General features: G+C 74.1%; 14 protein-coding genes. 7 read left to right on the forward strand and 7 right to left on the reverse strand.

The features are described 5' to 3' along the window. Positions 1–37 precede the first annotated feature (37 nt). Genes WMF12_RS41810 through WMF12_RS41820 form a run of 3 tightly spaced genes read right to left on the reverse strand, consistent with a single transcriptional unit; the run spans position 38 to position 2,477 of the window. A complete protein-coding gene (locus WMF12_RS41810; RefSeq protein WP_437742309.1) occupies positions 38–649 on the reverse strand; it encodes a DUF4149 domain-containing protein in 612 nt (203 codons plus the stop codon). Then, entirely contained in the window at positions 646–1,674 is a 1,029-nt protein-coding gene (locus tag WMF12_RS41815) for a HEAT repeat domain-containing protein (protein ID WP_437854251.1), read from the reverse strand. Before WMF12_RS41815 ends, WMF12_RS41810 begins: the two co-directional genes overlap by 4 nt. Before the next feature lie 53 nt (positions 1,675–1,727). Beyond that, complete coding sequence (locus WMF12_RS41820) at positions 1,728–2,477, reverse strand: hypothetical protein (protein WP_437854253.1); 750 nt, start codon at positions 2,475–2,477, stop codon at positions 1,728–1,730. 168 nt (positions 2,478–2,645) lie between these two features. Between WMF12_RS41820 and WMF12_RS41825 the strand changes: the two genes are divergently transcribed. From WMF12_RS41825 to WMF12_RS41840, 4 genes are all read left to right on the forward strand, one after another. Beyond that, a complete protein-coding gene (locus WMF12_RS41825; protein ID WP_012240614.1) occupies positions 2,646–2,951 on the forward strand; it encodes a YfhL family 4Fe-4S dicluster ferredoxin in 306 nt (101 codons plus the stop codon). A 94-nt stretch (positions 2,952–3,045) separates the two neighbouring features. After that, positions 3,046–3,813: a hypothetical protein gene (locus WMF12_RS41830; protein ID WP_437854256.1), complete on the forward strand. Its 768-nt coding sequence runs from the start codon at positions 3,046–3,048 to the stop codon at positions 3,811–3,813. Between the two features lie 218 nt (positions 3,814–4,031). Next, positions 4,032–5,012 carry a hypothetical protein gene (locus tag WMF12_RS41835; RefSeq protein WP_437854258.1) on the forward strand — a complete coding sequence of 327 codons (981 nt, stop codon included), beginning with the start codon at positions 4,032–4,034 and terminating at the stop codon, positions 5,010–5,012. A 22-nt stretch (positions 5,013–5,034) separates the two neighbouring features. Continuing rightward, a complete protein-coding gene (locus tag WMF12_RS41840; protein WP_437854260.1) occupies positions 5,035–7,101 on the forward strand; it encodes a protein kinase domain-containing protein in 2,067 nt (688 codons plus the stop codon). A gap of 78 nt (positions 7,102–7,179) precedes the next feature. Here the strand turns inward: WMF12_RS41840 and WMF12_RS41845 are convergent, their stop codons facing one another. Next, positions 7,180–7,515, reverse strand: coding sequence for a hypothetical protein (locus WMF12_RS41845; RefSeq protein WP_437742315.1), 336 nt, complete (start codon positions 7,513–7,515; stop codon positions 7,180–7,182). Between the two features lie 183 nt (positions 7,516–7,698). Between WMF12_RS41845 and hutU the strand changes: the two genes are divergently transcribed. Then, positions 7,699–9,372, forward strand: a complete 1,674-nt coding sequence (gene hutU / locus WMF12_RS41850; protein WP_437854262.1) for a urocanate hydratase — start codon at positions 7,699–7,701, stop codon at positions 9,370–9,372. On the opposite strand, the gene WMF12_RS41855 is transcribed toward hutU, so the two are convergent. Further along, positions 9,287–10,237 carry a deoxyribonuclease IV gene (locus tag WMF12_RS41855; RefSeq protein WP_437854264.1) on the reverse strand — a complete coding sequence of 317 codons (951 nt, stop codon included), beginning with the start codon at positions 10,235–10,237 and terminating at the stop codon, positions 9,287–9,289. The two genes, hutU and WMF12_RS41855, sit on opposite strands and share 86 nt — an antisense overlap. Positions 10,238–10,530: 293 nt before the next feature. Here WMF12_RS41855 and WMF12_RS41860 point away from each other — a divergent pair, with 293 nt between their 5' ends. Continuing rightward, positions 10,531–15,114: an AMP-binding protein gene (locus tag WMF12_RS41860; RefSeq protein WP_437854266.1), complete on the forward strand. Its 4,584-nt coding sequence runs from the start codon at positions 10,531–10,533 to the stop codon at positions 15,112–15,114. Then, positions 15,111–16,112, forward strand: a complete 1,002-nt coding sequence (locus WMF12_RS41865) for an NAD-dependent epimerase/dehydratase family protein (protein WP_437742319.1) — start codon at positions 15,111–15,113, stop codon at positions 16,110–16,112. The genes WMF12_RS41860 and WMF12_RS41865 overlap by 4 nt, the downstream gene beginning before the upstream one ends. Positions 16,113–16,163: 51 nt before the next feature. Here WMF12_RS41865 and WMF12_RS41870 read toward each other — a convergent pair whose 3' ends face one another. After that, positions 16,164–17,084 carry a DUF2267 domain-containing protein gene (locus tag WMF12_RS41870; protein ID WP_437854268.1) on the reverse strand — a complete coding sequence of 307 codons (921 nt, stop codon included), beginning with the start codon at positions 17,082–17,084 and terminating at the stop codon, positions 16,164–16,166. A gap of 193 nt (positions 17,085–17,277) precedes the next feature. Next, the gene (locus WMF12_RS41875; RefSeq protein WP_437854270.1) at positions 17,278–21,267 is read right to left on the reverse strand and encodes a transglutaminase-like domain-containing protein; all 3,990 of its coding nucleotides are present in this window, start codon (positions 21,265–21,267) and stop codon (positions 17,278–17,280) included. Positions 21,268–21,278 lie beyond the last annotated feature (11 nt).

Genomic DNA, 21,278 nt, shown 5'->3' on the forward strand with positions numbered 1-21,278 from the left:
CCGAGGCGACGGCGCAGGTGGGGCGCCCCCGGCGTCCTCACCGCGGGCCGGGCGGCAGCGGGGCGGCCGCCTCCTCGTCGTCGTCCTGCTCGGGGCGGCGCGCGCCGAGCGTGAAGACGTGCAAGAGGACCAGGCTCGCGCCGAGGAACACCTCCGACTTGCTCACGAGCTCGGCGCGGCGATGGACGCGCTCGAGCTCCATGCCGAGCTCCCCCTCGCCGCGCCGGACGCCCTCGCGGTGGAGCGCCGCGATGCGTGGGGTGAGCGCCAGGCCGACGTACGCGGCGCACCCGGCCAACACCATGGCGACGACCCGGCGCACGCGCGCCGCGCGGCCGGCGCCCTGGCGGTACGCGGCCCAGGTGCGCGCCACCTCGGCGCCGAGGAGGATCACCGCGGCGCCGAGCGCGAATTGATCGAAGCGCGCGAACGCCGCGCTCATCGCGTCACCGGAGAAGGGGGCCGGGGCGAGCCGGAAGACGAACGGGGCAGCGCAGGCGCCGAGCGCCACGATGCCGCCGACCCAGGCCCCCGCCGCGAGCGCGGCCACGCTCGCGGCCACGCGATCGATGAGGGAGCGGCGCGACGCGGCGCGCTCTTCGGGGCTCGGGGCGAGGTCCGCCTCGCTGAACTGGGCTCCATCGTTCATGCATCCACCTCGGCAGCGAGGGCGGCGAGCGCCTCCTCGACGGCCCCCTGATCGGCCTTCCGCTCGTCTCCCCGCATCGCCGCGATCGCGGCGCGGGCGGCCGAGAGGCGGGCGCGACCGGCGGCCGCGACGGCGAGCGTGCGCTTGTGGCGGTCCCACGCGCCGAGCTCGCCGAGGATGTCGCGGATGGCCCGCTCGTGGCCCATCCGCGCGAGCGCGACGCGCGCGTGCCAGCGCAGCGGATCGCGGCCGAAGCCGAGCCTCAGCCCGAACGCGCGCCGCTCCAGGGCGCTCCGGGAAGCGGCGAGGCCGAGCTCGCCGCAGAGCTCGATGGCCGCGGCCTCGTCCTCGCGATCGACCCCGTGGAGCTTTCCTCCCACGATCTCGGCGAGCACGGGGTGGCCCACCGGATCGCCGAAGCGCGCGGTGACGACCGCCGCCGCTGCCCGGACGAGCGGGGACGCGTGGCCGAGCAGCGCGCGGGCCCGCGCCATGCCCAACGGAGGCAGCTCGCCGCTGGACTCCCCCAGCTCCTCGAACATCCGCAGCGCGATGTGGCAGACGAGCGGGTCGTCGTCGTGGGTGGCCTGCATGACGGCCTCGATCGCGTCGGCCTGCTGGGCGCAGACGCGCGGGAACGCGATCACCGCCTGGAACCGCACCTCGGGCCGCTCGTCCGAGAGTGCGCGCCGGAGCCGGCCCGTGGCCCGCATGTCGCCGATCTCACCGAGCGCCGTGATCGCCATCTGCCGGACGTAGGGATCCACGTCCTCGACGGCGAGGAGCAGGGCCGGGAGCGCCTCGACGGCCTTCGTGTCGGCGAGGGCGATGGCCGCCGCCGCGCGGACCGCCGCGTGCTCATCGACGCGGAGCGCGCCCTCGATCGCGCGCACGACCTGCTCCCGTGCCGTCGCGGCATACGGGACGAGGTCGCTCACGGCCTCCGCGCGCACGGCGGGCTTCTGCGAAGCGACGTCGCGCAGCGCAGCCTCGAGCGTCCTTTTCGCGGGGGCCGGTCCGAACACGCGGCCAACGCTAGCACGGTCGATGCGCAAAGCCGGGCCGCACCGAGCGGCGCTCAGCCGCCGCCGGAGCCGCCAGCGCCGCCAGCGCCGCCCGAACCGCCAGCGCCGCCCGAGCCGCCACCTTCGCCGCCCGAGCCGCCGCCGCCTTCGCCACCCGAACCGCCGCCAGCGCCGCCCGAGCCGCCACCTTCGCCACCCGAGCCGCCGCCTTCGCCACCCGCGCCACCGCCGCCTCCCGCGCCCGAGGCCGTGTACGTGGGCCATTCCTCCGGAACTCCCGGCTGTTCAGGAGCGGCCCTGCACACCCCGGGCTCGCTCTCGGCGTCACCCGGCGGCTCGCTTGACGCAGACGGCGGGTTCGGCAGGCAGGCCCTCGATCCTTCCGGCGTGGCGTCGACGATCGCGGCGTTGCGTTCGCCCGGCGCTATCGCTGCGGCACCCTGGATGTTGCCCAGCGCGACGCACGAGTAGCCGCTGCGGCAGTCGTCGTCCTCATCGCAGGTGGCCATGCAGAAGGTCCGCTCGAAGCGCGGCCAGCGGACGTTCTCGAGCTCGCTGCACGCCGGCTCGATCACCGGGTTGAACGCGACACAGACGCTGCTCCCGGAGCAGCTGTCCGGCTCGCAGTTGAAGACCGTGCAGTAGCCGCCAGGCTGCGTCCCATCGCAGAGGAGCTGCTGCTCTGCCTGCACGCAATCGAGCGACGAGGTGCACGGATCGCCGATCTGGGGGCCACATCCGGCGAGCAGCGAGGATGCGCCAAGGAAGGCGAGCAGGAGGGCGGGCTCGGTGAGGCGGAGCATCGAGGAGGCCGCTTAGTACCGGCAGGGGCGCCCGCGCGCAAGCGTAGGCCCACGACGCCCACGACGCCGTCCCGGAACCGGCGCTGGCTTCCGCCCGAATTGACACCTTGCGGTCAGGCCTCTACAAACGAGCGGACCGGGGTGACCCCGGAGAACGAAGCGAAGGCCATGGCGACTTACATCACCGAAGACTGCATCAACTGCGGCGCCTGCGAGCCGGAATGCCCGAACGAAGCCATCAGCGAGGGCGACGAGATCTATGTGATCGATCCGGAGCTCTGCACCGAGTGCGTCGGCTTCTATGATCACGAAGCGTGCCAGGCCGTGTGCCCGGTCGAGTGCTGCCTGCCCAACCCGCAGATCGTGGAGACCGAGGAGGTCCTCATCGCGCGCGCCGTCCGGCTGCACCCCGACGATGGGGAGCTGAAGAAGCGGGCCGCCGCCAACGATTACCCCTCGCGCTTCCGCAAGTAGCGCGCCTCTTCGCGCACCATCGCGTCGCCTCTCCGGCCGCGCTTCCCATGCCTCCGTCGGCACCGTCGGTTCAATGCGGCGCCCGGGTCACACCGTGATCCGGCGCTGGGCCGCAGTGGTTCTCGCGGGTGCCTGCGCGGGCTGCCATGGCAGCGGTCCGCTGCTCCACCCGGCCCACGTCCTCCGTCCCGGCGCCGTGCGCCTCGGCGGCGGCCTATCGGGTGACATGGTCGTCGCCGGAGCGGCGGACGCAGGGGCGAGCGCCACAGGCCCGGCGACGGCGGAGGGCGCCGCGCGGCGAAAGCTCTCCGAGATCACCGTGTCGCCCGGCGTCGCGCCCTGGGCCAGCGCCCGCGTCGGGATCGAGGGCGAGAACGAAGCGGGGCTGACGTACACGGGGCGAGCCATCCGGCTCGACGGGCGCCACGCATTCCCGCTCGGCGACGCGGCCCTGTCGATCGGCCTCGGCGCCTCGGCGTTGCTCGCGGGCGGGCCGGGCCCCAGCGCAGAAGGGATCGACGTCCACGGCGCAGGGCTCGACGTCCCTCTCCTGCTCGGCTTCCGGTCGGACGCGGATCTCTACGCGCTCTGGTTCGGTCCCCGGCTCGGCTTCGAGCTCCTCGGCGGCGAGGTGCGGCTGCCCGCCGCCGGAGCGGCGCTCCGAGGACCGCTCGTCGACGCGTCGGGCCAGCATCTCCAGCTCGGGTTCGTGCTGGGCATCCGCGCGGGCCTCCGCCATGTGCACGTCGCGGTCGAGGCCACCGCGACCTACCACCACGCCGAGGGCGAGATCGCCGGCGATCCGGTCGCCATCGATCAGGGCACCGTCGCCCCGGGCGGCGGCCTCACGGTCACCTTCTGACACGGTCGAAACAAACGCAACGACGTTGCAACGTCGGCAAACGCCACGTTCGGAGCGTTCCCAGACGTAACCAAACGTAACAGGGCGTGACGAGCCGCGGCAAAGCGCAACAAAACGTAGCAAAACCTAGCAAAACGTAATGAGACGGATTCCCTGCCATTTTCGGTGGCAAGCACAGGCGCTTGCCCGGCCGGAGGACCCGTCTTAGACTCGGATCTATGCGTCCCCACGGCGCCCTCGCCACTTCATGCCTGCTCGCCGGTGCAGCTCTCGTCGGCTGTTCGGCGCCTGTCGCGGGCGACGCGACGGAGGTCAACGGGGTGGTCACCCAGGGGGTCGTGCGCGTCGAGCGCGCGATCAACCTGAGCCGGGACGCCGCCGTGGCCGCCACCCCCGGTGAGCTCGACGAGGCCGCGCAGCCGAGCGCGGGCGCCGAGGGGGCGGGGGCGGTCACGAACGTGCTGGCGAAGTTCATGCGGCTCTCGTCCGCGATGGATCCCGAGCTCGCCGAGGGGGCCGTCGGGAAGCCGTTCGTCCTCCCCTCCGCCGGCAGCTGCATGGTCCTCTCGCCCGCCGCCGACGACGAGGCGAGCAGCTTCAGCTCGCTCAGCCCGATCGAGCTCCTCGACGCGGGCGACGTGACGATGAAGACCGAGAGCACCGAGATGCCGCTCGCCGCCCGCGCGTTCCCGGACGTGGGCGCCCTGGTCTTCGGCGTGTTCTACACGTCGCGCGACGCCACCAGCGATCTGCCTGCGCCGGCGCGGTACGTGTTCGAGAGCTCCGGCTCGGGGCAGCTCGACCGGTTCGCGTTCGAGGCCGATGCCCCCGCGGGTCCCGAGGAGGTGCGCATCGGCGACGCCGAGCTGGCCGACGGCGTCGATCTCGACGCAGGGGTCGGCGCGGTCGTGCAGTGGCGCGCGGACGAGAGCGGCGAGGCCGGCCGGACGCGGGACATCATCTACGTCGACGTGACCTCGGCCCACGGCGCGACCGTGCGGTGCGCGTTCAAGGACACCGGGCGGGGCGTGATCCCGGGCTCCTTGCTGGATCCCTCGACGCTCGGGCCTCTGCCGGCGAACGCGACGCTCGCCGTGCACCGGACGCGGCAGGTGCCGTTCAACACCTCGGGGATCGACCTCGGCGAGGTGCGCTTCGACCTCTCCGTGAACGGCCGAGCGCGCATCGCCGCGCGCTGACGGCGCTCCGACAGACATCGGCGTGGCGTACGAGGATCTGCGACGTCGCGCGGCCGAGCTCGCCGCGATCGGGCAGCGCGATCGCGGCACCGCGCTCCTCGCGGCGGCCGGAGATCACGCGGGCGCCTCCGAGCTGCTCGAGCGCGTCTGCGACTTCGCCGGCGCGGCCCGGGAGGCGCTGGCAGCCGGGGACCCGGCCCGCGCCGCGCTGATGGCCGCGCTCGGCGGCGACGAGGCGCTCGCGCGCGAGGCGCTCGAGCGGATCGCCGCCACGTCGCCCCGGGACGCCGCGCTGCGCGTCGCCGCCGACCTCGCGGCGCGCGGGTTCTCGCGCCACGCGGGCGCGTTGTTCGCGGCGCTCGGCGCTCACGCGGCGGCCGCGGAGGCGTTCACCGCGGCCCACGACGCGTGCCGCGCCGCCGAGAGCTTCGAGCTCGCCGGCCGCCCCGCCGACGGCGCGCGGGTGCTCGAGGCCGCGCTCCGCCGCCGCCCGGGCGACGCGGCGGCGTGGCTCGCGCTGGGTGAGCTGCTCGCGCGCCACGGCCGCACGGAGGCCGCCGTGCGCGCGCTGCAGCAGCTGCCGCCCGCCGCCGCCGAGCGGGCCCGCGCGCTGCCGCTGCTCGGCCGCTGCCTGAGCGAGCTCGGGCTCGAGGACGCCGCGCGGACCGTCCGCGACGAGCTCGCCCGGCTCGAGCCGCCCGGCCAGGAGGCGCTCTCGTCGCGAGGCGCCGCTCCCGGCAGCGCCGCCGCGGGACCTCCTCCCGCGGGCCCCGCGCCCGTCGGGCCGCTCCTCTTCGGGCGCTACGAGACCCTGCGCGAGGTCACGGCCACGCCCCACGCGCGCGTGGTGGAGGCGCGCGACCGGATCACGGCGGAGCGCGTCGCCGTGAAGATCTTCGCGGGCGCGGCGTTCGGAGCGGGCCGCGACGCGCTCCTCCGGTTCGAGCGCGAGGCGCGCGCCCTCGCCCAGCTCCGGCACCCGAACGTCGTCGCGCTCCGCGCGTACCACCCCGAAGGGCCGGCGATGGTGCTCGCCTGGATGACGGGCGGGTCTTTGATCGAGCGGCTGCGGGGGGATCCGGTCACGCCCGCGCGCGCCGTCGAGATCGCGGGCGCGCTCCTGTCCGCGCTCGGCGAGGCGCACCGCCTCGGCATCCTCCACCGCGACGTGAAGCCGAGCAACGTGCTCTTCGACGAGATCGGGACGGCTCACCTCGCGGATTTCGGCGCGGCGCACCTCGGGGATCTCTCGTCAACCGCCACGGCGGGCGCGATCGGGACGTTCGCGTACATGTCGCCGGAGCAGCGCATGGGCCGACCGGCGACGCTGGCGAGCGATCTGTACGGCGTCGGCGCGGTGCTCGCCGAGCTGCTCACCGGAGAGCCGCCCGCCCCCGCCGTGCGCGGGCGGCTCGATCCCGCGCCGAGCGAGGTCCATCCGGACCTCACGGCGGCCCACGACGCGGCCGTGGCGGCGCTGCTCGCGGAGGACCCCGCCGCGCGGCCGGGCGACGCGTTCGAGGCGCGGCGCGCGATCACCGCGATGGCCTGGCCAGAGCGCCCGCGGCCGCGGCGGTCGCGCGCGAGCGGCCGGCCCCGATCGAGCGACGCGCCGCCCGCCACGGCGGCGCGGCTCGCGGCGACCCTGGAGGTCGGCGACGGCCGGGACACGGAGGGGCGCTGGCACGACGCCTGGATCGATCGCGACGTCCTCGTGCTGCAGCTCGACGACGCGACCCTCGCCCGGGCCCGGGCCTTCGCGCGCGCCGGCCACGCGGCCTTGACGTCCGTCCTCCGGGTCGATCTCGCCAGCGGCGAGGTCTGGGTGGCGCTGCCCCAAGGCCGCGCGCTCGCCGACGAGGCGCGCGCGCTGACCAGGGCCCAGCGCGCGCGCCTCGGCGAGGCCATCGCGGCGCTCCACGCGGCCGGAGGCGCGCACGGGTGCATCGACAGCCAGCACCTCTACGTCCACGACGGCGAGCTCACGCTGGCCTACCCGCGCGAGGCTCCCGGCGACGTGGAGGAGCTTGCGGCGCGGGATCTCGCGGCGCTCCAGGAGCTCGACAGGAACGCGCTGGACGAGCTCTAGCTCGATGAACCAGGGCGGAGGCGGCGCCAGACGCGAGGCCCGCGATGCGCGGGCGCGGGGGGTGTCCGGAGCGCCGGCTCAGTTCGGCGGAGACGGGGCGGGCGGCGGCGGCGAGATGCGCCCGCCGGGCGAGGTGCAGGCGCCCCCGTATTCGTCGCGCTTGGTGATGTCGTAGCAGCAGTAACCGTCGTCGTACTCGGGCTCGCTGTCGACCGACTCGACCTCGCCGCCGCACGAGTCGCTTCCGAAATAGGCGAGCGCCTCTTCCTGGGAGGGGCATGCCCCTTCGATCTCGGTCCATTCGAAGCACCCGACCTTGTCGCACCCCGTGGTCGCGAGGGTGAGCGCCAGGGCTGCGAGCTGGAGGGCCCGGACCGGACAACGCGCGAGGGCCGAACGGATCGTCGAGATCATGGATTCTCCCGGACACACGGGCGCTGCGCGCGCCCCGAGCAAGCATACTCCGGTTCGGACGAAGCCGGCTGCCCCGGAGAGGATCGAGCAGGCTCGCGTCGCGCGGCGGCGTGCGCCTCGCCGCGCGGCGCGGCGGACGCCGCGCCTTCTGGTCGATCAGGACCGGGTGGAGTACACGACAGCATGACGACCGGAGAGCAGGGGGCCCGGGTGGTGCGCGCGCCGCGGGGAAGCGAGCGGAGCTGCAAGGGGTGGATCCAGGAGGCCGCGCTCCGGATGCTCCACAACAACCTCGATCCGGAGGTCGCGGAGCGCCCCGACGATCTCGTGGTCTACGGCGGCACCGGGAAGGCGGCGCGATCGTGGGAGGCGTTCGACGTGATCGTCCGCGAGCTCCGGGAGCTCGCGGACGACGAGACGCTCCTCGTGCAGTCGGGCAAGGCGGTGGGCCGCTTCCGCACGCACCCGGACGCTCCCCGCGTGCTCCTCGCGAACTCGAACCTCGTGGGCCGGTGGGCGACGTGGGACGAGTTCCGCCGGCTCGAGGCGCTCGGCCTGACCATGTACGGGCAGATGACCGCGGGCTCCTGGATCTACATCGGCTCACAGGGAATCGTTCAGGGCACCTTCGAGACGTTCGTCGCCGCGCGGAAGGCGCACGCGGCGCGCGCCCCGGGCGGCGGGCGCTGGGTGCTCACCGCGGGGCTCGGCGGCATGGGCGGCGCGCAGCCGCTCGCCGCGACCATGGCGGGCATGGCCTGCCTCGGCGTCGAGATCGACCCGGCGCGCATCGAGAAGCGGCTCCGCACCCGCTACGTCGACGAGCGCATCGACGATCTCGACCGCGCCCTCGACGCCGTCCTCGAGAGCGTCCAGCGCGGGGCGCCGCGCTCGATCGCCCTCTGCGGCAACGCCGCCGACGTCTACCCGGAGCTCGTGCGCCGCGGCGTCACGCCCGACCTCGTCACCGAGCAGACCGCGGCGCACGATCCGCTCGTCGGCTACGTGCCGCCGGGGCTCACGCTCGAGCAGGCGGCGGAGCTCCGCGCCCGCGATCCCGGGGTGTACGTCGCGCGCGCGAAGGCGGGGATGCGGAGGGAGGTCGAGGCGATGCTCGCGATGCAGCGGCGCGGGGCCGAGGTCTTCGACTACGGCAACAACATCCGCACCTGCGCGATGGAGGCGGGCGCCGAGGACGCGTTCGCGATCCCCGGCTTCGTGCCGGCGTACGTGCGGGAGCTGTTCTGCCAGGGCAAGGGCCCGTTCCGGTGGGTCGCGCTCTCGGGCGATCCCGAGGACATCCTCGCCACCGACCGCGCGGTGCTCGAGGCGGTCCCGGGCGACGCCGATCTCCGCCGCTGGATCGAGCTCGCGGAGCAGAAGATCGCGTTCCAGGGGCTCCCGTCGCGGATCTGCTGGCTCGGCTATGGCGATCGCGCGAAGGTCGGGCTCGCCTTCAACGAGCTCGTCCGGGCCGGCCGGGTGAAGGCGCCGATCGTGATCGGGCGCGACCACCTCGACTGCGGGTCGGTCGCGTCGCCGTTCCGGGAGACGGAGGCGATGAAGGACGGCTCCGACGCGATCGCCGACTGGGCGATCCTCAACGCGCTCGCGAACACGGCGGGCGGCGCGTCGTGGGTGAGCTTCCACCACGGCGGCGGCGTCGGGATCGGCAACTCGCTGCACGCCGGGATGGTGATCGTCGCCGACGGCACCGAGGCCGCTCGGCAGAGGCTCGAGCGGGTGCTCACCATCGATCCGGGGATGGGGATCATCCGGCACGCCGACGCGGGCTACGAGACGGCGTGCCGCGTGGCGGAGGAGAAGGGCGTCCGGGTGCCGCACCGGGCAGGGTGACCGGCTCCGCCGCGCCCTCGAGGGCGCGCAGCCGCGCGATCTCCTCCATGTAGCCGCGCCGCTCCTTCGCGAGCGGCGGCAGCTCGATCACCGCCGGCACGCGCGCGAGCCGCGCGTCGTTCGCGAGGCGCCAGAACGGCGCGAGCCCCATCTCCCCGTCGCCGACGCGCTCGTGCCGATCGACCCGCTGGCCGAGCCCCGCCTTCGAGTCGTTCACGTGCATGCACCGCAGCCGATCCAGCCCGAGCAGCCGGCCGAAGTCGCTCCAGAACCGCTCGTAGCCGGCCTCGCTCCGGAGGTCGTGCCCCGCCGCGAAGGCGTGCTGCGTGTCGATGCAGACCCCGAGCCGCGACCCCTCCGGCCCGGCGCGCTCGATCATCGCGGCGACCTGATCGACGCGGTGGCCGAGGGTCGACCCCTGCCCGGCCGTGTTCTCGATGCACAGCTGCGCGCGGAGCCCCTTCCCGCGAGAGAGCACGATCGACAGGCTCTCGCCGATGCGGTCGAGGCCGACCTCCTCGCCGAGGCTGCGGGGCGCGCCCGGATGGAACACCACGAAGTCGATCCCGAGCGCGTCGCACCGCGCGAGCTCCTGGAACAGCGCTTCCCGCGAGCGCTCGAGGATCGCGGCGTCGTCGGCGCACAGGTTGATGAGGTAGCTCGCGTGGGCGAGCGTCCGGCCCGCGCCGGCCCAGGCCGCGCGCGCGGCGCGAAACGCGGCGATCTGCTCCGCGCTCAGCGCCGGCTCCCGCCACTGGCCCGAGACCTTGGTGAAGATCTGCACCGCCTCGCAGCGGTCCTCCCCCGCCAGCGCGATCGCGCGGTGAAGGCCGCCAGCCACGGACTCGTGCGCGCCGAAGATCATGGGCCGCACTGCTTGGGGCGCTTCCCCGCCGCCGGCAAGGCATTGCCCCGAGCCCACCCGATCTGCCACGGCCCCCGTCATCCGCGCGCCCTCGCGCGCCCTCACGCGCCCTCAAACGCTCTCACGCATGAAAGCAACGCCCGGGCCACCTCGTCCGTCCCCTGCGACGACGCCGATTCCGCGAGCAAATCGAGCAAACCGCATGCCGGGAGGGCGCGAACCCCGGTTCGCGGCACCTCACCCTTGACGCGTTCCTGCCCAGGCGCGAATTGAGCGGCCTTCCTGGAGTCTCGATGAGCCATATGGGTGTTACGAACGGGGCCGGCGCCGGAGAGGCAGTGCCGGGGTCGCCGGGTGGGGCCAAGGGCGAGGAAACCGCGGCGGCCCCGCCGCTGGTGCCGTCGCACGTGCTCTCGGGCAAGCGGCTCGTGGTGGTCGGAGGGACCGGCTTCCTCGGCAAGGTCTGGCTGGCCATGCTGCTCGCGAGGTTCCCGGAGATCGCCCACATCTACCTGCTCGTCCGGGCCAAGGAGAACCAGTCGCCGGAGGAGCGCTTCTGGTCGCAGATCGTGACCTCGCCGGTCTTCGACCCGATCCGCGAGCAGTACCCCGGGCCCGCCTTCGAGGAGTACCTGCGGCAGAAGATCACGCCCATGAACGGCAACGTCGGCCTGCCGCTGCTCGGGCTGGGCGACCGCGTGGGGGAGCTCACGGGCACGATCGCCGCGGTCGTGAACGTGGCCGGCGTCGTCGACTTCAACCCGCCGCTCGACGAGGCGCTCGAGGTCAACGCGTTCGGCATCAGCAACCTCGTCGAGCTCGCGCGGACCCTCGGGGCCAAGGTGATGCACACGAGCACCTGCTTCGTCGCAGGCTACCGCTCCGGGCTCATCGAGGAGAACCACCCGGCCGAGATCCCCTTCCCCCGCGCCGCGGGCGAGACGTGGTTCGGCGCCGCCTGCCCGAAGCGGACCCTCGATCGGTCGCACTGGGATCCGCAGCGCGAGATCAGCGAGTGCCTCGACCTCGTGCAGCAGGCGCGCCAGCGGTGCGAGGACGCCTTCCGGCAGAGCGCCTTCCTCGACGAGGCCAAGGCCAACCTGGCCGCGCGCAGCGAGCCGTGCCGGGGCAGCGCGCTCGAGAACGAGCTCGCCAGGGTGAAGCGCAAGTTCATCAAGGACCGGCTCATCGAGGCCGGCAAGGAGCGCGCGCTCTTCTGGGGGTGGACCAACATCTACACCTACACGAAGAGCATCGGCGAGCAGGTCCTCGCGAGCTCCGGGCTGCCCTTCACCATCGTCCGCCCCGCCGTCGTCGAGACCGCCGTCGAGTTCCCGTTCACCGGCTGGAACGAGGGGATCAACACCTCGGCGCCGTACCTCTACCTCGCCTCGAAGGGGCAGGTGCAGTTCCCGGGCGACCACGACGTGCGGCTCGACCTCATCCCGGTCGACATGACCGCGAGCGGCATGATCGCCTCGCTCTGCGAGCTCATCGAGGGCCGCGCGCCCGCGGTGTACCAGTACGGATCGACCGACACGAACGGCTGCCGGGTGACGCGCTACCTGGAGCTCGCCGGGCTCTACAAGCGGCGGCAGGTGTTCGAGGGGAAGAAGACCTCGCTCTTCGACGTCGTGTCGTCCCGCTTCGAGCCGCGCGGGCTGACCCGGCAGCAGTACGGCGCGCACGGCGCGCGGGCCATCGAGGGCGCCCTCCGCGGCCTGGGCGGCCTGCTCAAGACGGCGAGCGTCGGCCCCGCCGCGGCCCTCCTCAAGCCGGCGGCGGCCGCGCTCGAGAACGCCGCCAGGACCGAGCAGAAGACGGCCACGCTCCTCGAGGTCTTCATGCCGTTCGTCGCGGAGGGCGACTGGATCTACTCCTGCGCCAACACGCGCGCGGCGATGGCCCGCATGCCCCCCGAGGAGCGGGCGCGCTTCGTCTGGGCGCCCGAGAAGATCGACTGGCGCGACTACATCTGGAACGTCCACCTCCCCGGCCTGGAGAAGTGGGCCTTCCCGCTCATGGAGGAGATGCTCCGCCGGGAGATCAAGCCTCTCCGGCCCTACGACAGCCTGGTCGACCTGCTCGACGAGGTCGCCGAGCGCTTCGATCACGCGCTCTCGGTGCAGCGGTTCGAGCAGGACGGGCTCTCGCGCACGAGCTACCGCGAGCTCCGCGACGCGGCCTGCATGACCGCCGCGCGCCTCGCCGCGCTCGGCGTCCGCCGCGGCGATCGCGTGGCGCTCTCCGGCGCGAACCAGCCGGCGTGGCCCGTCGCCTACTTCGGCATCCTCCGGGCAGGCGCTGTCGCCGTCCCGATCGATCCCGGGCTCGACGCGAAGGCGTTCGCGGACGTCCTCCGCTCGTCGACAGCGAAGGTCGTCCTCTGGGACAGCGGCGTGGAGCAGAAGCTCGGCGCCGACATGCGCGCGGCGCTGCCGAACCTGGTCGCCTTCGACATGGTCGGGTTCGCCGAGGGCCAGGTGCCCGACCTGGGCCCGGCGTCCGGCGACGGGCTCGCGCCCCCGGACGTGCGCGTGGGCAGCCAGGACGTCGCGAGCGTCGTCTACACGAGCGGCACGACCGGGGAGCCGAAGGGCGTGCTGCTCACGCACGGCAACTTCACGGCGCTGCTGGCCTCGCTGGCGCCGCTGTTCCCGCTCAAGGCGAGCGACCGCGTGCTCAGCGTGCTGCCGCTCCACCAGACCTTCGAGGTCACCTGCGGCCTGCTCCTGCCGCTGTCGCAGGGCGCGCGGATCATCTACCTCGACGAGGTCTCGGCCGATCGGGTGAGCGACGGGCTGAAGAAGGCGCGCGTCACGGCGATGGTCGGCGTGCCCGCGCTCTGGCAGATGCTGGAGCGCCAGATCGTCGCCAGGGTGAAGGAGCAGGGGCCCGCCGCGGCCACCGCGTTCAGCTGGGCCATGGAGCTGAACCGCATGCTCGGCAAGCGCCTGGGCCTGAACGCGGGGCGCCTCTTCTTCGGCAGCGTCCACGACGCGCTCGGCGGCAACGTCCGCTTCCTCATCTCGGGCGGCGCGGCGCTCCCCAGGGACACGGCCGCCGTGTTCAAGGGGCTCGGCCTGCCGCTCGCCGAGGGCTACGGCCTGACCGAGGCGGCGCCGCTCCTGACCGTCACCAAGCCCTCGCCGGCGGCGAGCCCGGGGAACGTCGGCAAGCCGATCCCCGGGGTGAAGATCAAGATCGCGAACCCGGACGCGAACGGCGTCGGCGAGGTGCTCGCGCGCGGCCCCAACGTCATGAAGGGCTACGCCGACGACCCGGACGCGACCCAGGCGGCCCTCGACGCGGACGGGTGGCTCCGCACGGGCGATCTCGGCAAGCTCGACAAGCAAGGGCGGCTCGTCCTCGTCGGCCGGCAGAGCGAGGTCATCAGCGCGGCGAAGGGCGAGAACCTGTACCCGGCCGACATCGAGCGAATGCTCGGCAAGGTCGAGCACGTCAAGGAGCTCGCCATCGTCGGGATCGACAACGGCCGCGGCGGCGAGCAGGTCGCCTGCCTCGCCGTCCCCACGGCGCCGGGCGCGAAGGGCGGCGAGGGCGACGCGGCGCTCGCGCGGGCCACGCAGCACGAGCGCGCGCTCGACGCGCTCCGGACGGCGATCCAGGCGCTGCCCAAGCCGTGCCACCCCATGGCCGTCCACCTCGACGACGCCGACCTGCCCCGCACCGCGTCCGGTCAGGTGAAGCGCTCCGAGGTGAAGGCGATCGTCACGCGCCTCGCCGCCGAGGCCGGCGCGGGCGCGGCGGCCGTCGCGCAAGACGCCGGCGCGGCGACCGCAGAGCCGAAGGCACACGGCGTGGGCGACGAGCCGATCCACATCCCCCGCCCGGTGGCCGACTTCGCCAAGCACTGGATGAACAAGGTCCAGTCCGGCTTCTACGGGAACGTCATGAGCCCGAAGGTCTACGGGCGCGCGTTCATCCCGCACAACCGCAACACGATCGTCGTCTCGAACCACGCGAGCCACCTCGACATGGGCCTCGTGAAGTTCGCGCTGGGCAGCTACGGAGACGGCCTCGTCTCGCTGGCCGCCCAGGACTACTTCTTCGAGGGCAACCGCTGGCGGCGCGCCTACTTCGAGAACCTCACGAACCTCGCGCCCTTCGACCGCAAAGGCGGCCTCCGCACGGCGCTGCGCCAGACCGGCGACATCCTGGATCGCGGGCGGACCGTGCTCCTCTTCCCGGAGGGCACGCGCAGCCCCGACGGCGGCATCCTCGAGTTCAAGCCGGCGATCGGGCACCTCGCGCTCACGCACAACGTCGACATCCTGCCCCTCTACCTGGGCGGCACCTTCGAGGCGCTCCCCAAGGGGCGCACCGTCCCGATCCGCCGCGACCTCGTCGCGCGCATCGGGCCGCCGCTCGCGATCGGCGACCTCCGGCGGCTCACCGCCGGGATGAAGTACGCGGTGGCCTGCCGCAAGGTCGCGGAGCTCACGCAGCTCGCCGTCATCAAGCTCAAGGAGGGCGGCGCCCTGGATCTGAGCCGGGTCGAGAGCATCGATCAGGCCGCCACCACCGCCAAGGAGCACCCGCTCACGGTCCTGTTCCGCGAGCTCGAGTCGAAATACGTGGCGGGGCGGGTCACCCAGCCGATCACCTACTATGTGACGCTCGGCACGGAGGACGAGGCGAAGTGGACGCTGCGGATCGACGCGGCCAGCTGCGAGGCGCGGATCGGTAAGCCAAGCCAGCAAGCGGACTGTGTCCTCAAGACCACGCCCGAAATATTCACCAAGATCGTCCGCGAGGCCTACACACCGAGCCCGATGGAGTTCATGACGGGCCTCGTGAAATCGAACGACATCTCCCTCCTGCAGACCTTCCAGAAGGTTTTCGACCTCGCATGAGCCGCTATCTCGTCACCGGCGCGACCGGTTTCCTGGGATCGCACCTCGTCACGGCGCTCCGTGGGGGTGGCCATGACGTGGTGGCGCTCTGCCGGGCAGAGGCGCCCGCGCTCGCCGCGCAGGGCGTGGAGCTTCGCCGCGGAGACATCCTCGACGCGGCGTCGGTGCGCGGCGCCGCCGAGGGCTGCGACGGGGTCTTCCACTGCGCCGGGCGCGTCTCGCGGCGCCGCGAGGACGCCGAGGCGCTCTACCGGACGCACGTCGAGGGGACCAAGATCACCCTCGACGCCTGCCGCGACGCCGGCGTGAAGCGCGCGGTGATCGCGAGCACGAGCGGCGTCGTCGCGGTCAGCAAGGACCCGAGCGACGTCCGCGACGAGACGGCGGCGACGCCGATCGACCTCATCGCCGGCTGGCCCTACTACCGCTCGAAGCTGTACGCCGAGCGCGCGGCGTTCGATCGCAGCGGGCCCGGCTTCGAGGTCCTCGCCGTCAACCCGAGCATCCTGCTCGGCCCGGGCGACGTCCACGGCGCCTCGACCGGCGACATCGTGAGCTTCCTCGAGCGCCGGCTCCCCTTCACCCCCGCGGGCGGCCTCTCCTTCGTCGACGCCCGCGACGCGGCCCAAGGCATGGCGCTGGCGATGGACAAGGGCCGCCCGGGCGAGCGCTACCTGCTCGGCGCCGCCAACATGAGCCTGGAGGTCTTCTTCCGCCGCCTCGCGCGCATCTCGGGCGTCCCGGCCCCCGCCCTGCGGCTGCCGCGGAGCATCGCGCTCGCGAAGGCGGGCGCGCACCTCATCGAGCAGGCGCGGAAGCGGCTGCCGTTCGATCTGCCGGTCGATCCGGTGTCGGCCGAGATGGGCCAGCACTTCTGGTACCTCGACGCGACGAAGGCCCGGCGCGAGCTCGGCTGGACGCCGCGCGACCCGCTCGAGACCCTCGCGGACACCGTCGCCGATCTGCGCGCCCGCGGCGTGGTCTGGCCGCAAGCGTAGACGGCGCGCGGCGCGCGGCGGGCGGCCTCGTCGCGCCGGGCCGATCCCGGCTCAGATGGCCCGGCGGAGCGGGGTCGGCGGGAACAGGTCCTTCATGTCGAGCGGGAGCTGACCGCGGAACCCCTCGATCTCCCCCGCAGACACGCTGTCCGCGACGGCCTCGCAGATCGCCTGCAGCACGAAGCCGGCGGCCTCGCGGTCCATGCGCAGCTCGCGCGCGACGTCGGCCTCGATGGTCGCCGTCGTGATGCGCTTGTCCGGCCCGTCGAGGAACGGATCGAGCGACGGGTGGAGCTTCGAGGGCAGCTGCGCGACGAGGTGCCGCGCCTCCTGGGGCGTCACCCTGCGGCAGAGGCAGCCGAGGACGATCTGCAGCGCGAGCTCCGCGCGGTCGCGCTGCTGGAGGCCGCTGTGGCGCTCGACGGCGTGGATCAGCCGGCCATAAGCGCTGTCAGCGCGCGCCTTGCGCCGGGTGAGGGCCCGCACGCGGCCGTGCGAGCGCTCCGGACGCGCGGTCCCCTCGGGGTGCAGCGCGCCTTCCGGCTTGAACCGGGCGGCCACCTCGAGCTGCGCCTTCACGACGGAGCCGGCGGCCTCCGCGTCGATGATCCCATCGGCGAGCAGATCGTCGAGGGTCACGAGGCCGACGGGCCGCCCTTGCTCGGTCACCGGCACGCGCCGACACGCATGATCGCGCATGGTGCGCACGGCGTCGTCGATCGACGCGTCGAGCTCGAGCGTCGCGATCTCGTCGGACATGATGTCGCGCAGCATCGTGCTGCGCGCGTCGAGGTCGCCTGCCACGATCTCCAGCGCGATATCGCGGTCGGTCACGATGCCGGCGAGGCGCTGGCCGTCGTGGACCAGGACCGCGCCGACGTGGTTGTCCATCATCGCCCTCACGGCGTCATAAGCGGTCGAGCGCGGGCTAAGAACGATCATTCGCGGGCGTCGGTACTCTTCGAGCGACATGGCGAGTCCCTCCCCTGGGCAGCGCGTTCGGGGTTGTGCGTGCGTACGCCAGGGCGCCGCTAGCCAGAACGGTACCAACCGAGGCGGCGCGCGTGGCCGGCGGGTGGACGCGGCGCGCGGGATCGCCGATCGCCGCCGCGAGCGGACGAGCAAGAGCCTGGCGCGCCGCCAGCGCGAGGGGCGAAGCCGCTCGTCAGCGGCTCGCGCCGCGCGCCTGCGGCGACGCACCGGAGCCGCCCGCCTCGGTGCCCAGCGCGCTGCGCGCCTGCTTGCTCGCAGGCGCGACCGGCGCGAGCCGCACCATCCGGTGCAGGAGCCCGTCGACCCGCTGCAGCCAGCCGCGCCAGGCGGCGTACTGCGCCACCGGGATGGTCGACTGATCGAGGATCACGCGCTCCTTCACCACCACGGCGTTCTTGCCGGGCACCTTCGCGAAGGAGATCGTCGCCCGCCCGAACGCGCCGCCGTTCTCGTCGCCGCCCGGCGGGAGCTCGGCGAACGCGTACCCGGGCGGAGCGGTGATCGTGATCGTCCGGTTGTGGTGCCGCGGCGCGAAGCTCGGCGGCAGGACCACCGGCAGCGTGCGCTTCACGAGCGGCGCGAGCTGCGACGTCATCGTGGACGCGCCCGAGAGCGGCACGGAGAGCTCCGCGCCCTCGCGGCGGGCGAGCCCCTCGGAGCGCGCCTCGTACTCGAGCGTCGCCGCCCCGTGCGGGAGATCGGCCTGGAACGCCACCTTGGGCTTCACGTCGACCGTCGGGAACCAGCCGTACGCGAGGTACTGCTCGACCCACTGCGCGCGCGCGTCGGCCTCCGCCAGGTTCGACCGGAGCTCGAACGCCGCGTCGCCGATGTGCCGCTCCTTCGCCGCGAGCTCGCCCGCGCCGGAGGGGAGCAGCGCGATCGTCCACGCGGCGTCGACGCCGTGATCGGCGGGCGAGCTCGCCGGCGTCTCCACGATCTTCGGCGGCCCCTCGTCGACGAACAGCGCCAGCGTGCGCGCGTCCATCGCCGGCAGCGGCCCCAGGCGGCTCTGCGGGCTCGTCGCGTCGAGCCACAGGCCCGGCGCGCCGCCCGCGCCCGGGAGGTACGCGATGCCGTGATCGAACACCGGGATCGCCGCCACCTCGCTCCGGAGCAGCGAGGGCTGGCCCGTGTAGCGCGTCTGCACCAGCACCTCCGTCGCCTCGATGCCGATCGACTTGAGCAGCGTGATGAGCAGCATCGCCTTGTCGTCGCAGTCGCCCTGGCGCCGCGCCAGGAGCTCCTGGGGGCGGTTCGGCAGCCACCACTCGCCCGACACGAAGTTCACGTACCGGATGTCGTCCGCCACGAAGTCGAAGAGCGCCCGCAGCTTTGCCTCGCGCGTGGCCTTGCCCTTGGTGAGCTCCGCGGCGAGCCGGCGGACCTGATCGTCGGGCTCCATGAAGCCGGCGACCGCGCCCCGGTACCACTCCCGGAAGTCGTGCCAGCCGTGGAACGTCGAGCCCACGACGACCGGCAGCACCTCCGCGAGGTGCGGGGCGAGCGGCTCCTCGGGCACCTCGGGCGGGTCGTCCCAGATGTACCGCGTCACCTGGCGGCCGTCCTTCTCGGACCTGAGCACCCGCTCGGCCTTGCCGTTCAGTACGTCGATCGCCAGGGGGTCGCTCGCCGGCGAGTCGACGACGACCTCGTTGTAGAGGATCGGCCGCGTGTCGGTCGAGCCGACGTAGTCGATGAAATAGAACGGCGCGTCGCCCCGGCGGCCGACGGGGCCCCGGGTCCACGAGCGCACCGCGACCTCCACCACGTCCCCCGCCTTGAGCTCGGGCCAGCGCACGAACGGCTTCTGCCCGCCCGCGCCCTGCTCGTCCGGCTGCGCCACCGTGCCGTCCTTGCGGTGGACCCGCGCGAGCAGGAGCTCCGTGTCCTCCCCCTCGGCGGGGATGTCGCGCTCGTAGAGATCCTGATCGGTGCGCGGCTCGATGACGATCTCGCGCGCGTAGTGCATGAGCTGCGAGACGCGCTTGTCCGGGTGGTACGTCACGACGCGCACCCAGTGGAGCTGCCGGTCGGCCACCTCCCCCTTCTTCGCCGGGGTCTGCCGTGCGCGCGAGATGAAGACGCCGGGCGCGACGAGGTGCTGCTCGTCGCGCATGCGCTGCCGGCCCGGCGCGCCGGCCGAGCCCTCGCCGAGGCGGAGCGCGAGCTCGGCCTTGAGGTACGGATCGCCGGGCGTGAGGTCGCGCGCCCGCGCGAGCGCGGCCGTGGCCACGCGCGACGCGGCGGCCGTCGGCCGCGCGCCCCCGCCGCCCTCCCGGACCGCGGCGAGCGCCTGGAACGCGGCGGGCTGGTTCGGCGCGACCTGCGTCGCGTACGACAGCACCTCGCGCGCCCACGCGACGCGGCCCGCGTCGTGCAGCGCGCGGCCGATCCGGATGACGTCCTCGGCCGACGTCTGATGCGCGAGCGCCCCGGCGGCCGCCACCTCGAGCGCGGCGCCGCCGTCGGGCTCGAACGCGAGCACGTAGGGCGCGCCCCGCGACTCGGGCGCGATCTCGGCGAGCCGGCGCGCGGCCCGCAGCTCGAGCGCCGGGTCCAGCCGGGCCGCGGCCGCGATCTCCTGCCAGACGACGACCGGCGTCCGGTCCTTCTGCTCGCGCTCGACCGCGAGCAGCTCCTCGAGCCCGGCCCGCGTGAGCCCCGCCGTCGCGAGCTTCTTCTTGACGAGCGCCCTGAGGACGCGCGCCTCTGGATCGCGCGCCGAGCGCAGCGGCTCCTCGCGCAGCGCGGCCGCGGCCCAGTCGACCCGCTCCGAGGCGAGGTGGGCGGCGACCAGCCGGCGCTGCGCGAACGCCGCGGTGGCCCGGTCCTTCTCGGCGAGGCCCCGGGCGCGCGCGGCCTCGAGCCAGCCGCTGCGGTTCGCGCCGAAGGGCGACACCCACCCCGCCAGCGCGAGCGCGTCGGCGGAGATCCCGGGCGACCGCGTCACGCGGTCGAGCAGCCCGGGCGCGCGGGGCGACCGCTGGTCGTCGGCGCCCCCGAGCGTGCGCGCCACGACGGCCGTGAGGGTCTGATCGAGCGACTGCGACGCGCCCGCGTCGAGCGCCCTGTCGAGCGCCGTCGCGATGGCGGTCGCGGCACGCGCGCCCGGGGGCGGGGCCGGCGGCAGCTTGAGCGGCGTGAGGTCCGACGAGGTCGCGAGCGCCACGGGCCGGCGGTCCTCGTCGGTGAAGCGCACGCGGACGCGCCCCTCGTCGGCGATGGCCCCGGTGCACACCTTGAGGGCGAGCAGGTGATCGCCGGCGGGCGCCTCGATGCGCGCGGCGATGCGGTCGAGCACGAGGCGCTCGTGCGCCGCCTCGCTCGCGGCGACGTCGGCGCCGTCCCACAGGAGCCGCACGGCGCCGGTCGCAGCGACGTGGGCGAGCATCGGCTTGCGATCGAGCGCGGCCGGGACGGTCACGCGCGAGGCGAGGTACGTGCAGGTCTCGGTGCGCGGATGGATGTAAAGATCGAGCGGCACGCCGCGCGCCGTCGACGCGGCGGGCAGCACCCTGCGCCACGCGACGTCGTACACCCCCCAGGCGTAGCGGGCGCTCATGTCCGAGAAGCGCTGGCCTTCGCCCTCGGGCCCCTCGCGGAGCGCGAGCCCGCCGCCCGAGTTGTCCTGGAACGGGCCGAGGACGGCGAACGCCTTGACGAGCCCGGACGGGTCCGGGGGCGCGTCGTACGAGACGGCGCGCGCGCCCGGCCACGTCGCCGCCGGCGGCTCCGGGGCGAGCGAGGCGGCGAGCCAGCGCGCCTCATCGGCGAGCGGCGAGGAGGACGCCCCGATCTGCGCGAGGCCTTCCCGGGCGCGGCCCTGCGCGGCGCGGTCCGCGAGCGCCGCCGCAATCACGAGCCCGGCGAACGCGTCGTCGCCGCCCCGCCGCGCCCGGACCAGCGCCGCGCCGAGCATCTCGTCGGGCGTCGCGGCCGTCCACCGCAGCGCCAGCACGATGGGCGCGCGCTTCTCGGACGCAGGCGCGCTGCCCGCCGTCGCGCCTCCCGGACGCGGCGACTGTGCGTTGCTCGCCGCGGGCGCGGCGATGGCGAGCAGCGCGGCGAGCCACCCGCCCCCGCGGAGCGCGCGGGCGCGCGCGCGTCGATCTCGTCCTCGTCGATCCCGTCGATCTCCCCCCGGCGAGCTGCGCTCCATCGAACCTCGCT

Origin of the sequence: Sorangium sp. So ce363 (assembly GCF_051520435.1) — a bacterium.
Taxonomy (GTDB): domain Bacteria; phylum Myxococcota_A; class Polyangia; order Polyangiales; family Polyangiaceae; genus Sorangium; species Sorangium cellulosum_B.